Origin of the sequence: Runella limosa DSM 17973 (assembly GCF_000482465.1) — a bacterium.
GTDB classification, from domain to species: domain Bacteria; phylum Bacteroidota; class Bacteroidia; order Cytophagales; family Spirosomataceae; genus Runella; species Runella limosa.
On the sequence record NZ_KI519428.1, the window covers coordinates 279,978 to 294,167 of the forward strand.

General features: G+C 43.4%; 9 protein-coding genes and 2 tRNA genes. 8 read left to right on the forward strand and 3 right to left on the reverse strand.

Translation table 11 applies throughout. The annotated features are described in order from the left end of the window. Entirely contained in the window at positions 1–1,131 is a 1,131-nt protein-coding gene (locus tag K339_RS0128670; protein ID WP_028526680.1) for a glycerate kinase, read from the forward strand. Here the strand turns inward: K339_RS0128670 and K339_RS35150 are convergent. From K339_RS35150 to K339_RS0128685, 3 genes are all read right to left on the reverse strand, one after another. Beyond that, a complete protein-coding gene (locus K339_RS35150) occupies positions 1,108–2,949 on the reverse strand; it encodes an alkaline phosphatase (protein ID WP_037302116.1) in 1,842 nt (613 codons plus the stop codon). The genes K339_RS0128670 and K339_RS35150 overlap by 24 nt on opposite strands. Positions 2,950–3,106: 157 nt before the next feature. Continuing rightward, positions 3,107–3,838, reverse strand: a complete 732-nt coding sequence (locus K339_RS0128680) for a zinc ribbon domain-containing protein (RefSeq protein WP_028526681.1) — start codon at positions 3,836–3,838, stop codon at positions 3,107–3,109. Between the two features lie 68 nt (positions 3,839–3,906). Further along, complete coding sequence (locus K339_RS0128685; protein ID WP_028526682.1) at positions 3,907–5,007, reverse strand: Nif3-like dinuclear metal center hexameric protein; 1,101 nt, start codon at positions 5,005–5,007, stop codon at positions 3,907–3,909. Between the two features lie 48 nt (positions 5,008–5,055). Between K339_RS0128685 and K339_RS36815 the strand changes: the two genes are divergently transcribed. From K339_RS36815 to K339_RS0128720, 7 genes are all read left to right on the forward strand, one after another. After that, the gene (locus tag K339_RS36815) at positions 5,056–5,286 is read left to right on the forward strand and encodes a hypothetical protein (protein ID WP_028526683.1); all 231 of its coding nucleotides are present in this window, start codon (positions 5,056–5,058) and stop codon (positions 5,284–5,286) included. Beyond that, a tRNA-Asp gene (locus tag K339_RS0128695) sits at positions 5,264–5,340 on the forward strand. Before K339_RS36815 ends, K339_RS0128695 begins: the two co-directional genes overlap by 23 nt. 114 nt (positions 5,341–5,454) lie before the next feature. Next, a tRNA-Asp gene (locus tag K339_RS0128700) sits at positions 5,455–5,531 on the forward strand. Between the two features lie 217 nt (positions 5,532–5,748). Next, a complete protein-coding gene (locus tag K339_RS0128705) occupies positions 5,749–9,003 on the forward strand; it encodes a helicase-related protein (protein WP_028526684.1) in 3,255 nt (1,084 codons plus the stop codon). Continuing rightward, positions 9,000–10,658, forward strand: coding sequence for an ATP-binding protein (locus tag K339_RS0128710; protein ID WP_028526685.1), 1,659 nt, complete (start codon positions 9,000–9,002; stop codon positions 10,656–10,658). The genes K339_RS0128705 and K339_RS0128710 overlap by 4 nt, the downstream gene beginning before the upstream one ends. Before the next feature lie 95 nt (positions 10,659–10,753). After that, entirely contained in the window at positions 10,754–13,891 is a 3,138-nt protein-coding gene (locus tag K339_RS35155; RefSeq protein ID WP_051398317.1) for an Eco57I restriction-modification methylase domain-containing protein, read from the forward strand. A gap of 45 nt (positions 13,892–13,936) precedes the next feature. After that, positions 13,937–14,190 (forward strand): transposase (locus K339_RS0128720; RefSeq protein ID WP_028522830.1); only part of this gene is annotated, 254 nt, incomplete at its 3' end.

Genomic DNA, 14,190 nt, shown 5'->3' on the forward strand with positions numbered 1-14,190 from the left:
ATGAAAATCCTCTTAGCCCCTGATAAATTTAGAGGTTCGCTGACCGGACTCGACGTTTGTAACGCCATGCGTGATGGTATTTTGGCCGCCAACCCAACGGCGGAAGTAATTGCGATTCCAATGGCAGATGGGGGAGAGGGCACGGCCGAAATTTTAACCCAAGATGCGGGTGGTTTTTTTGTAGAAACGGAAGTGATGGATCCGCTGTGGCGTCCTATCAGGGCGAATTTTGGAATGACTCCCAATCGCCAAACGGCTTTTCTCGAAATGGCCAGCGCTTCGGGGCTCAAACTGCTTAGTTCGGAAGAACGAAATCCTTTAAAAACAAGTACTTACGGAACTGGAGAGCTAATAATAAAGGCGTTTGAAGCGGGAGCCAAACACATTATTTTGGGGATTGGAGGAAGCGCCACTACCGATGCAGGTATTGGAATGGCGGCAGCACTTGGATGGCGTTTTTGCGATAAAACAGGCAATGAACTAGCGCCTATCGGCGAAAATTTACTTCATATTGAACAAATTATCCCGCCTGAAAGTCCCTTAATTGACGTAACCATCGATGTAGCTTGCGACGTAACTGCGCCGCTTTTTGGACCCTCAGGGGCAGCTTATGTTTATGGCCCCCAGAAAGGAGCGGATGAGGCAGCAGTAAAAACCTTAGATGCGGGATTACAACACTTATCAGCAATTATTCAACGCGATTTTGGGATAGATTTGGCGTACCAACCTGGTACTGGCGCAGCAGGTGGGCTAGGATTTGGGCTTTTATTTTTTCTCAAGGCTAACCTTAAAGAAGGCGTCAAAATCGTGATGGAACAAACGCACTTTGAAGAACAACTAGAAGGGGTCGATTTGGTATTGACTGGGGAGGGAAAAATGGATGAACAAACCCTGCAAGGGAAGTTGATTGCAGGGATTGCCAGAGCCGCCAAGGAAAGAAATATCCCTGTGATAGCCTTATGTGGAACACTCCTACTGACTACCCACGACATACAGTCGTTGGGACTTTCGTATGCAAGGTCAATTTTGCCCCGCCCAATGGCACTCCCTGAGGCGATTGAATACGCCTATCAGGGAGTGAAGGAAACCTCACATTCGTTGGTGTCGTTATTTACGCTTCTCCAACAATGACTTTATTTTATCAGAAAGCTCGGTATTCTGATAAATTCCTCCAAATAACTGCGATTGAGGGCCATAGGCATACACAGGAACCATGATGCCAGAGTGGCCTTTTGAACCAAAATTAGCCTTTAACATTCCATCTTTTTCGCTACCACCCGTAAGCGCCATGGCACCAGTTTCGTGGTCGGCCGTTACGATAACAAGCGTTTGGCCGTCTTGGTCGGCAAAACGGAGGGCTTCTGCTACAGCTTGGTCAAAATCAAGGACTTCATTCATCACGTATGAGACGTTGTTGGCATGTCCAGCGTAGTCAATTTGAGCACCTTCAGCCATCATAAAGAAGCCTTTTGGGGCATTTTTCTTAAAATGTTTGACCGTTTCTCCTACGGTTAAAGGTAGAAAATTGCCCCGCCCTTTCTCCATAGAAAGCCCTGCTTGGTCGTCAAGAACTACAAACTTGTCTTTTTTGGTTTCAGAAGTAATATCGGCATACCGACGAATAACGGAGTAATTACGCGCCACTAATGAATCGCCCAAATTTGCTTTGTCTTTGCGCTCAAAGAAATATTTGCTGCCTCCACCTGCCAATATATCCGTAGGCTCCTTTAGAAAATCTGCCGCAATTTCTTCTTGCATACTGCGTTTGGGTTGGTGGGCATAAAAAACGGCAGGGGTGGCATCAGTAATGGGACCTGAAGAAATAACCGCCGTTTTTTTGCCATTGCGTCGTGCAACAACCGCCAACGAAGGTCGTGCCACCAAGGTCGCATCCATGCCTATGGTGCCGTTTTTGGTTTTATGCCCAGTAGCCAAAGCCGTTCCAGCCGCAGCCGAATCGGTGATATAGCCTTCCGCAGGTTGGGTTTGCATCAAGCCTAGGCGTTTGAACAAAGCCAAGTGAAGTTGACCGTGATTAGCGACCAACCCCGTCTGCATGTGGGCAAGCCCCATGCCATCCCCGATTAAAAAAATAATGTTTTTGGGTGTTTTGGTAGCACCATCACTACGGTAAGTAGGTTGGTACACCGTATAAGGCGATGATGGATACGCGTATTGATTATCAGCTGGTTTGTTATTTTTGAAATAATCAGACAATACCTGTGGGCGGTCAGTTCCAATCCAGTCAACGCCAAGGGCAGTGAGTTCTTTCCAAATGGCCTCGTTGTCAGGAGCGCCCCAAAAACGCACCTTTTTTCCTTGTTGACGCGCCCGCGTGACGTATTCAACGGTTTTTTCGCGGTCTTCTTTGGGGAAAAGCCCTTTACCGTCCCAACGAGATACGAGTGTAAACGGCGCACTAATGAGTGCAACACGCTTGAGGGTTGCGGCATCGTAGGTTTGTTCAAAACGTCCGTCAAATGAAATCCAGGAAGGGTAATTGGCGAATTGGGCAGGAGTTGGCATGCTGCCACTGATGACCACCCGTGCGTTTTTCCCTTCGCCAAAAAGTTCGGGGTAACGACTCAGCTGACTCACCAGCGAATCGAGTGTAGGAGAGGCAGGGGTTTTAAGGTCAATGAGAAACTGGAAAGAATAACCCTTGCCCGCCTTTTGCTGTTGTTGCAAAGGCTGTAAATACATCTTTGTGAGTGTTTGGTCGGGTTTTACTTCCGAGGGCAAATGTGCCACGACCAACTCTCCATTGTGCAAGTAAAGGTCAGCTTCGATAGAGCCACATTGAAGCGTATGCGCACCCCAAAATGGGTTTGCTTGCTGATAATCATTGTGGGAGTGGATGTTGGCATTTGTGTAGTTGATTTGTGCATAGAGGTTGGTATGAACAAAACCTGCCAACAATAATAAAAGGCCAAAAGACGAAGTTTTCATAAATAAAATTTAGTGCGGCAACAATAGTAATACAATCAAACAGACTATTTGGACTACAGGCGATTATGTTACTGTGAAATTTTTACGAATGCTCATAAACACAAAAACGCTTTGGTAACGATACCAAAGCGTTTTTGTGTTAGAAAAGTACAATAAACTATTTGTACTCAGTGTCAACATCTGCGAAGATACGTCCACAGTGTTCACAAACAATAATCTTTTTCTTTTCACGAATATCTGCCTGACGCTGAGGAGGAACTACGTTAAAACAACCTCCACAAGCACCACGTTTTACTTTCACTACGCCCAATCCGTTTTCGGAGTTGTTACGAATTTTCGTGTACGATTTGTACAAGCGGTCTTCTACTTTTTGGGCTTGGGCTTCGCGCTGATCCAACAACTGCTTCTCGTCCTCGTGGCTTTCAGAAGTGATGGTATCAAGCTCTTGTTTTTTCGCTTTCAAATCTTCGCGACGTTCTTTTAAAAGACCATCAGTTCCTGCGATTTCTTCCTTCTTAGCTTTGATTTTGTATTCTGCTTCCCGCATTTTCTTTTCGGCAAGTTCAATTTCAAGCGCCTGAAGTTCCATTTCTTTCGTGATGGCGTCGTACTCACGGTTGTTACGAACGTTCATCTGTTGTTCTTTGTAACGAGCAATCAACTTCTCAGCGTCTTTCTTGGTCGCTTTATGGCGGCTAATTTCTTCGTCAAGAACACTGATTTCGTTGTTGAACTTTCCGATACGGGTTTCAAACCCCGCAATGTCATCTTCTAAATCACGAACTTCTTCGGGCAAGTCGCCGCGTATTTTTTTGATGTCATCCAACTCGGAGTCAATTTGCTGCAATTTGAGCAATAAGTCTAATTTCTGCGCGACGGTCAGTTCCATATTTGTTGGGTTTGAAGTGTGGTTATTTCAGTTTAGAATTTCATTCTTTACGTCCGATAACCGACACCTTACACGTAGTAATTTACTGGATTGGTAATAGTTTCCGACAAAATTGTCGCAAAATTAATGAATTTTTTCGACAAATATCGTTGCAATAATTCTTTTGTAAAAACTTCGCTTTCATAGTGCCCAATATCACAAATAAGGATGCGGCCATCGGCATCAAAAAACTCATGGTATTTATAATCGGCAGTGATGAAAACATCAGCTTGTTGGCGAACAGCGTCGTTCAACAAAAATCCTCCTGCGCCTCCACAAACGGCTACTTTCTGAATAATTGGGGAACAAATGGCGGTATGCCGAATGACATTTAGTTGCATCTTTTGTTTCAGATAGGCCAAAAAATCGGTAGCAGCAATGCCTTCTGATAAAAGACCAATTGCTCCTGCACCTACTTCTTGATTGGTATTTTGCAAAAGCGTAAGATAGTGCGCCACCTCTTCATACGGATGGGTTTCGTTGAGTGTTTGCATCACCGTTGCTTCCAAATAAGCAGGGAAAATGACCTCAACTCGGCTTTCATTTACACGTTCGATTTCATTAACATTCCCAATAAAGGGCGTAGCTGCTTCATTGGGGCGAAAAGTACCTGTCCCATTGACGCTAAAGCTACAATGATCATAATTCCCGATTTGGCCGACACCTACTTTATGCAAGGCTTCCACGACTTCTGGGGCATTCTCAACGGGAACAAAAAAGACAAGTTTCATCAACAAATCCTTTTTAGGGGCTAAAATGCGGACGTTTTGCAAGCCCAAGCGCTCGGCAATCATAAAATTGACGCCACCGACCACGTGATCGAGGTTGGTATGCGTGGCATAAATGGCAATGTCGTTTTTAATCGCTTTGATAACCGTACGTTCGACGTAGTTTCGTCCATTGAACTTTTTCAACCCTTTAAATACAATGGGATGGTGGGCAACAATCAAATTACAGTTTTTGGCAATGGCTTCATCGACGACGGCCTCTGTGCAGTCAAGCGAAACGAGCACATTGGTAACGGAGGCTGTAGGGTTACCCACAATGAGACCAGCGTTGTCGTATGATTCTTGGTAGGATAATGGGGCTATGGTTTCTAAAAAGTAAGTAATGTCTTTAATTTTTGTCATTTTTTTTGAGCTTGTAACTATTTAAAAATCAGAATTATGTCTTAAAAATTGAAAATAATTCAAAAAAAAGTCTGTTTTTTTGTTGGCAAAAGTATTGCATTGAAAGTTAAAAATAGTACTTTTGCACCACTTTCAGCGATACCAAAACGCAAAAAAGTAAAAAAAACGCAGTTTAGTCCGGTAGTTCACAAAGCGTTTGGCGGTTGTTTAGAATACATGCCTGTCACGCAGAGTTTACAAAAGACAGAAGATGATTGGTCCGGTAGTTCAGTTGGTTAGAATACATGCCTGTCACGCATGGGGTCGCGGGTTCGAGTCCCGTCCGGACCGCCAACACAAAGTAAGTGTTCTTAAAGTAAAATATTGGTCTGGTAGTTCACAAAGCGTTTGGCGGTTGTTTAGAATAAATGCTTGTCATGCAAAGTTTACAAAAGACAGAAGACAATTGGTCCGGTAGTTCAGTTGGTTAGAATACATGCCTGTCACGCATGGGGTCGCGGGTTCGAGTCCCGTCCGGACCGCCAACACAAACAAAAAAGCTCAGAGAAATCTGGGCTTTTTTTGTTTTATGCCCTTGGAAATTTGATGTATTAATCTTTTGAATTAAAAATATTGGTTATCGGAAAGGGTAGGATTCGTATTTTAATTTATAAGCAATTTAAAAAAAAGGTTTTTTTAGTGGTTCTAACCAATCTATTTTGGTTTTTCTTTTAATTTAGCTTTCTTCTAATCGAAGCTTATATGGCTACTAAGTTTTTTACCAATGAAACCGACAACACCCTCCTGCAAAAAATAGAGGGCGTTTTTCAATATAAAAACATTCACTTCTTCGACGCTCTTGTGGGTTACTTCCGCGCCACGGGCTACTTTCATATTCGTCCGTTTATCGAAAAAGCCCAAGAAATTCGTATTTTGGTAGGTATTAATATTGACCAATTGGTGGCCGAAGCACAAAAAAATGGTGTTCTTTTCCAAGCGGATGCGCACCTTTCCCAACAACAGTTTTTTGATTCACTCCGCGAAAATATTCAGCAAGCTACCTACACCAAACACATCGAAGATGGAATGTTACAGTTTATTCATGATTTGGCCACGGGTAAACTCCAACTCAGGGTACATCCCAAACAAAACATTCACGCCAAAATTTACATCTTTCGCGAGCAAACCAAACACGTCCACGGCTACGGGTCTGTCATCACGGGGTCGAGTAATCTGACCGATGCAGGCCTTCAGCGAAATTTTGAGTTCAATGTTGAACTACGTGACGATACTGACATTGCCTTTGCTACCGAAACCTTTGATAAACTTTGGATAGAAGGCGTGCCCGTTAGCGAAGCGTTTGTCGAAAAACTCAAAGAACAGACCTACCTCAATGATGCCTTTACGCCTTACGAAGTTTATCTAAAATTTTTGGTTGAATATTTTGGCAAAAGTATTGAGTTTGACCCCAACTCAGCAGGTGATTTACCTAAGGGCTTCAAACGGCTCTCGTACCAAACTGATGCTGTCAATGATGGTTACACCAAAATGGAACGCCATGGCGGTTTTTTTCTTTCGGATGTCGTTGGTTTGGGCAAAACTATTGTAGCCACGCTCATTGCTAAAAAGTTTTATTTCAAAAACGGCTTTCCCGAACATCGTTCTCGCACACTCATTGTGGTGCCACCCGCTCTCAAAGGTAACTGGGAAGAAACCCTTGACAAATTTGGCTTTGAGAGTTATGAAATCATCACCAACGGTAGCTTGCATAAAGTGCGTAATCCTGAAAAATACGATTTGGTGATTGTGGACGAAGCCCACAAGTTTAGGTCTGACACCTCGGATGCTTACAACGACCTCCAAAAAATCTGTAAAACCCCTGCTCGTCGTACCCTGTCCGATGGTTCACATCCTAATAAGAAAGTGATGCTCGTGTCGGCTACCCCACTCAACAACCGTCCCGAAGATGTGGCCAGTTTGGTATATTTGTTTCAAGATAGTAAAGATTCTACCCTCGAAGTGGGTAATTTACAGCACTTTTTCCGACAAAAGATAGACGCTTACCGCAAGGCAAAAAACGACCCTGACATGGCCCAAACCATGGTGGCTGTCAAACTGATTTATACCGACATTCGTAGCAAAGTTATCGAACCACTCACCGTGAGGCGTACCCGTACCGACCTCAACGCCCACGAGTTATATTCAAAAGATTTGGAGGCGCAGGGCATTCTGTTTCCTGACGTGCGCGGCCCCGAAAAAATTTTCTATCAGTTAGACCCAGTGCTCGAACAACTTTACGACCAGACCATCTTTTTGCTCACCCACCCCACGTTGGGCCTAACTTACAACCGTTACCGCGCCATTGGGTTTCTGACACCTCCCAAAAAACAGAAGTACAAAAAAGCCGATATGATTGCGACGCAGTTGGCCAAAATCATGAAAACCATGCTCGTCAAGCGTATTGACAGCAGTTTTCATGCCTTCAAATCTTCTTTGGGACGATTCTTACAGGCCAATCAAGCCATGATAACCATGTTTGAACAAGGCCGTATTTTTATTGCTCCCAACCTCCCAGTGAGCGAGTACATCAACGACGGCAAAGAAGATGAACTCTTAGATTTGGTATTGGAACGGCAACTCAACGACCCCACCATCGAAATTTGCGCCCCCGATGATTTTGTAGTAGGTTTTGAAAGTGGGTTGAAACAAGATCAAGACATATTAACCCAATTGGTAACGCTCTGGGAGGCAATTGGCGATAAAGACCCCAAACTCGACACCTTTGTTGAGTACCTCAAAAACCGCTTGTTTACTGAAATCAACCACGAAAAAAAATTGGTGGTGTTTTCGGAAAGCAAAGAAACCACCGACTATTTAGCAAAAAAACTACCCCAGTTTATCAGCCAGAAAATCTTGACCGTGGACAGTCATACTCGCAAAGACCGTATGCCTATTATCCGCGAGAATTTTGATGCCAATTACACGGGTACGAAGCGTAATGACTATCAGGTAGTTATCTCAACCGAAGTGTTGGCCGAGGGAGTAAACCTGCACCGAGCCAACGTGATTGTCAATTATGATACCCCTTGGAACTCCACCCGACTCATGCAGCGCATTGGGCGTGTAAATCGTATTGGGTCAGTGGCCAAAGAGGTACATATATTTAACTTTTTTCCCACGGCGCAAGTGGACAACGACATCGAATTACAGAAAAAAGCCTTGATGAAATTGCAAGCCTTCCACGCAGCATTGGGTGAAGATAGTCAGATTTATAGCCCCGACGAAACCCCCGAAACTTTTGGCCTTTTTGACAAAGACCCTGATGAAGAAAAAGATGAAAAACTTGAATACCTGATGTTTTTGCGCGAACTCAGAGAGAAAGATCCCGATTTTTTTCGCAAAATTCAGCAGATGCCCCTGCGGGCACGGGTGGGCCGCAAAGACAAAACCCAGCGCCACGAAACCATCAGTTTTATCCGCAACCCCAAACGCGACGCGTTCTTTTATGTGCAAGCCAACGGCGAGGTGTTGCCACTTTCGTTTCTCGAAGCCGTCAAGAAATTTCAGGCCAAAGCCACCGAAAAAGCCATTGCGCTTCATGCCCTGCACCACGAGCAAGTACAGGCTGCCATCGCCCAATTTCAGGCCGATATTGAGCAAGAAGCAGGCCGACAGCACAAAATAGACGTTACACCAGGCCCCAACGAAAAGAAAGCCCAAGAGTACCTCAACGGCTTTTTGAACGTCCCGCACTTAGGACAAGACGAAAAAACGTTGATACTATTGGCCAAAGAAGCTTTGCAAAAAGGCTGGTATCAAAACCTACAACGCGATATCAATAAATTGCAAAAAAACCAGAAAACAGCAAAATTGAAACTGTCGGTTTTGCTTGACGAGTTGCTCAAAATCTTGCATGGTTATAACTTACAAACCCGCCAAACACCTACTGCCAAAGTAACAGCCACGCCCAAAGACCTCGTTCCCAAAATTATCATTTCTGAAAGTTTTGACGCATGACACCCGAATCACAACATATTGATTACAAAAGCATTCGTATCATTCAGAAAGGAGAGAGCGGTTTTAAAGACTTAGCCCAAGCAGCGGTTTGTTTTGCCAATGCGCAAGGCGGAAAACTCGTGATAGGCATAGAAGATACCAATAAACAGCCTCCAATTGAACAAATCATCAATGTAGAGGATATCAACAAAACCCTCACTCGAATTCGTTCTTTGTCTTTTAATGTGGGTTTGACCGCCAGCGATGTGCTGACGCATCCTAACGGAGGGCAGTATTTTGAACTTACTATTTTGCCGTCTTCTAAAACCATTGCCACCACCAACGACGGAAAAATTTACCTGCGGGTTGGTGATCAATGTCATGCGGCCCGTAGCGAAGACCTCGTAAGGATTGCAGCTGAAAAAGATGCTTTTCAGTGGGAATTGCAATTGCGAAACGTTTGGCTAAATGATATTCCTGTCCAACATCTGACAAAATTTGCCAACGAGATTAGACAATCGCCAAGGGTAAAGGAGAGTATCAAACAAAGAAGTGATATCGAAATCGCCGAGCATTATAACCTCATCAACAACGAGCAACTAACAAACTTGGGCATTTTGTGGCTTGGCAATGCCTCCCAACGCAGCCGATTGGCGTACCCGCTTACGATACAGTATTTGGTTTACAACGACTTAGAAGAAAAAGTCCGTAAATTAGATTGGCATGATTACGCCCTCAATCCCAAAGAGCTATTACAAGAAATCGAAAAAGAGGCCATCGAACTTACTTACTACCATGAGTTCAAAGACGGGCTTTTCCAGCGCAAACCCATTCGGTTTTATGACGAACGGGTTATCAGAGAGCTACTCATCAATGCCTTTGCGCACAAAAGCTATACCATTTCAGGCGATATTTTTATCAGTGTGTATGTGGATAGATTGGAAATCAAAAACCCAGGTGGGCTATTGATGGGGATTTCAAAAGACAATATCCTGCACAAAACCGCCCGACGAAATCCTCACCTCATCAAAATTTTTCACGACCTCAACCTGATGGAAGGCGAAGGATCAGGTTTTGATTTGTTGTACGAAATTAGTAGCCGAAACGCCAAACCTTTTCCAATTGTAGAGGCCGACTTTGACAGTGTCAAAGTGGTACAGGAATCTAAAATCTTGGACGAATCAAGCATTGCGCTACTTGAATATGTGTCGAATCACTATCAACTATCGCAACGCGAGTTTATCACTTTAGGCATTGTATCGAGATGGCAAAAAGTCTTGGCTACCCAGCTCTACAAGCAGCTACAATTACCCGAGGAAGAACGCCTTAGAAGTTATGTCAGTCGCCTAACGGAACAAGGTTTGCTCATTAGTCGTGGTCTTAAAAAAGGTACAGAGTACCTTATCAATCCCCAATTGGTGGCCAATGCCAAACTGAATATCAAAGCCAGCCTGAAAGTCATAGAACTGCACCGCCTCAAAGCCCTGATTATCGAAGAATTACGCCTCAGACCTCAAAGCAGCATCGAAGATATTCATCAACGATTTGAAGAAATTGACCGAAAGGATATTCAAAAAGCCGTGTATAAATTGGTAGAAGAAGGTGAATTAGGATATGCTGGTGGTAAAACATATCGTAAATACGAACTGGCAAAAAAAAAAAGAAATGAAAAATAAATAAAAAAAGAAAAAATACAATCAATTGATATTTAGATAATTAATGATGTTGTTTCTTTTTTCTGAAATAAAAAGACTAAAAAGAAAACCCTGACATGACCGAAAAAGAACTCAAAGAAAAACTACACAAGCCGTATCATCTCGATATTTGGCAGGAGATAGTACGAATCATTTTTACTCGTTCCGATTTTTTTCTGTCTTCTGCTTATCAGCCTTTGTTTGAGGGCGTGGACTTTGTGCAAAAAGCCTTTCAGTTTGGCGTGATTACTCTTGCTGACGAAAAACGATTGGCGCTTGTTGACGTACAACTTACTGACAACAAGGTTATTGCCCGAAATCGAGTAGAACTCCGCAACCTGGCCGCCAAACTCATTGATTCTGGGCAATTTGAAGGGCTTTTGGTGCTTTTTCATGCCAATCAACAAAAAGACTACCGCTTTTCTTTTATCTCAAAAAGCAGCACGTTCAACGACGAAGGCGAACTCATCACCACCCAAACCGCCACCAAAAGGTACAGCTTCTTGCTCGGCCCAAACGAATCTTGCACTACTGCTGCCAGACGGCTGATGGAATTGATGGGTAACAAAAATACAAGCACCATTGAGGCTGTCACCAACGCTTTCTCAGTCGAAAAACTGAATAAAGATTTTTTCAAAGGCTACAAAGAACACTACGAAAAATTTTGGCATTACCTAAAAAATAAAACCGAATACTATGACATTCTGAAAGACGGCGAACAAGCCGACACCAATAAAACCGAAAAGCCTATCCGTGACTTCGCCAAAAAACTCCTCGGACGTATCGTTTTCCTTTACTTTTTGCAGAAAAAAGGCTGGATGGGAAGCCCCCCAGCCCTCGATGGGGGAGTTTCTGTTTGGGCAAATGGAGATTCAAACTTTATTAAAAATCTCTTTCAGTATTTCCCCGAAAAACAGCATTTCTACTCAAAATGCCTTACCCAACTTTTTTTTGAAACTCTTAACACAAAGCGTGATGGTCATTTGTTTACCCCTATCGGGGGCAGGGGGGCTGTGCTGGTTCCCTACCTCAACGGCGGCCTCTTCGACAACGACCAACCCCACACCAACCACATTGATTTTCCCGAAAGCTACTTTGCCGACTTGTTCGAGTTTTTTGATCAGTACAATTTCACCATTGACGAAAACAGTCCCGACGATGCCAACGTGGGCATTGACCCCGAAATGCTGGGGCATATCTTTGAGAACCTCCTCGAAGAAAACAAAGACAAGGGGGCTTTCTATACACCCAAAGAGATAGTGCAGTACATGTGCCAAGAGGCTCTGATTCAATATTTAAAAAGCCCCCTAACCGCTGCGGCAGACCGCTCCGATGGGGGAACAGATGTAGAAGCGATTCAGTCTTTCATCCGTAATGGCGAGCGGGGTGAGGCCAAAGGTTTTATTGTCAAAAATGCCCGTAAGATTGAAACCCTGCTCGACAACGTAAAAATCTGTGACCCCGCCATTGGCTCGGGGGCGTTTCCGATGGGAATGTTGCAGGAGATTTTTAAGGCAAAAATGACGCTCGACCTTACGCTCGACCCTGCGGACACCAAACGCCATATCATCCAAAACTCTATTTATGGCGTGGACTTGGAGCGTGGGGCTGTCGATATTGCACGATTACGCTTTTGGCTCGCCCTCGTGGTGGACGAAGAAACCCCAAGCCCCCTGCCTAATCTCGACTACAAAATCATGCAGGGCAACAGCCTTTTGGAAAGCTTTGAAGGTATTGATTTATCTAAAATTCATCAGCAGAGTGTGCAAGTATTTGAACCTCAGCGTGATTTGTTTGGAAATCTGACACAGCCCCAAATGACGATTTTTCAGACACAACAAACCCAAGACCTCCAAAAACTGATTGACGAATACTTTGGCGTTGAAAATGCCGAGCGGAAACATAGCCTGCGAAAGCAAATAAACCAAGCCGTACACGACCACATCGAATACAATATCGAACTCCGTGAACGACACCTCCACCGACGGATTGCCGAAGCGGGCAAGCCCGAAAACATGAAACCCAAAACTCGAAAGGAATACGATAAACTCGTAGCAGAGCAGCAGCAAGTAGCCCAAAGCCGCCAAAACCTACATGCTCTCCAAGATCGTAACGAACGCCCCTACTTTTTATGGCATCTCTATTTTAAAGATGTATTTGAGCAAGGCGGTTTTGATATTGTAATTGGAAATCCGCCGTATATCCAATTACAAAACGAGGGAGGGTATTTGTCCAAATTATTTGAAGGAGAAAAGTTTGACACGTTTGAACGCACGGGTGATATTTATGCACTTTTTTATGAACAGGGCTTCAAATGTCTTAAAAACCAAGGTGTTTTGTGTTATATTACTTCCAACAAATGGATGCGGGCGGGCTACGGCGAGTCATTACGAAAGTTCTTTGCGGAAAAGACAAACCCAATTACTTTAATTGATTTCGCAGGCCAAAAAATCTTTGATAATGCTACGGTGGACACCAATATCCTGATAGCGCAAAAAAGTGTCAATCAAGGAAAAACAAAAGCCTGTTTGGTAAAGAACAGATGGCCTGATTCTCTACATACTTATGTTACTCAGCACCAAGCCACCTGTCATTTTCAAACATCTGATAGTTGGGTAATTCTTAGCCCGATAGAGCAACGAATCCGAGAAAAAATAGAGAAAATAGGCACACCTCTTAAAGATTGGGATATAAATATCTATAGAGGTATTCTTACAGGCTACAACGAGGCTTTCATCATTGATGGCAAGAAAAAAGATGAACTCATTGCTGCTGACCCAAAATCTGCCGAAATTATACGCCCGATTCTTCGCGGCAGAGACATCAAACGCTATGGGTATGAGTTTGCAGACCTGTGGATTATCAATACCCATAACGGAATCAAGGAAAAAGGCACTAAACCCATTCAAATCAACGATTATCCCGCGATAAAAAAATACTTAGATACTTTTTACCCCGAACTCGAAAAGAGAACAGATAAAGGAGAAACGCCATACAATCTCAGAAACTGTGCTTATATGGACGATTTTTTTAACGAAAAAATCATCTATCCAGAGATTACTAAATTTCTCAATTTTTATTACGATGAAAAGGCTTTTATGACAAATAATAAATGTTTTATCATCACGGGAGACCATATCGCTTACTTAACAGCTTTTTTTAACTCATCGCTTTTCAAATACTGTTATCGAGATAGTTTGAATCTAGCCCGCTAAAAAGTTGGACACAAATTAGGGTATAACTTTTAAATTTGTGATTCAATGGGAAAGCATCAAAAATCATGGAGCCAGGAGGAAAAACTGACCATAGTGAATTACTACAAAGAACACGGAGCTGCTAAGACATCTAAGGAGTTTAACGTCTCGAGTGCAAACATTTATAACTGGGTTTCCCAGTACGAAAAAGGAGGTTTTTCAAGCCCATCCAGCGTTAGTAACTCTGATAAAGACAAAGAGATTCTTCGCCTTCAGCGAGAGATTCAAGCTTATAAAGAGATAATCGCTGAAAAAGAATT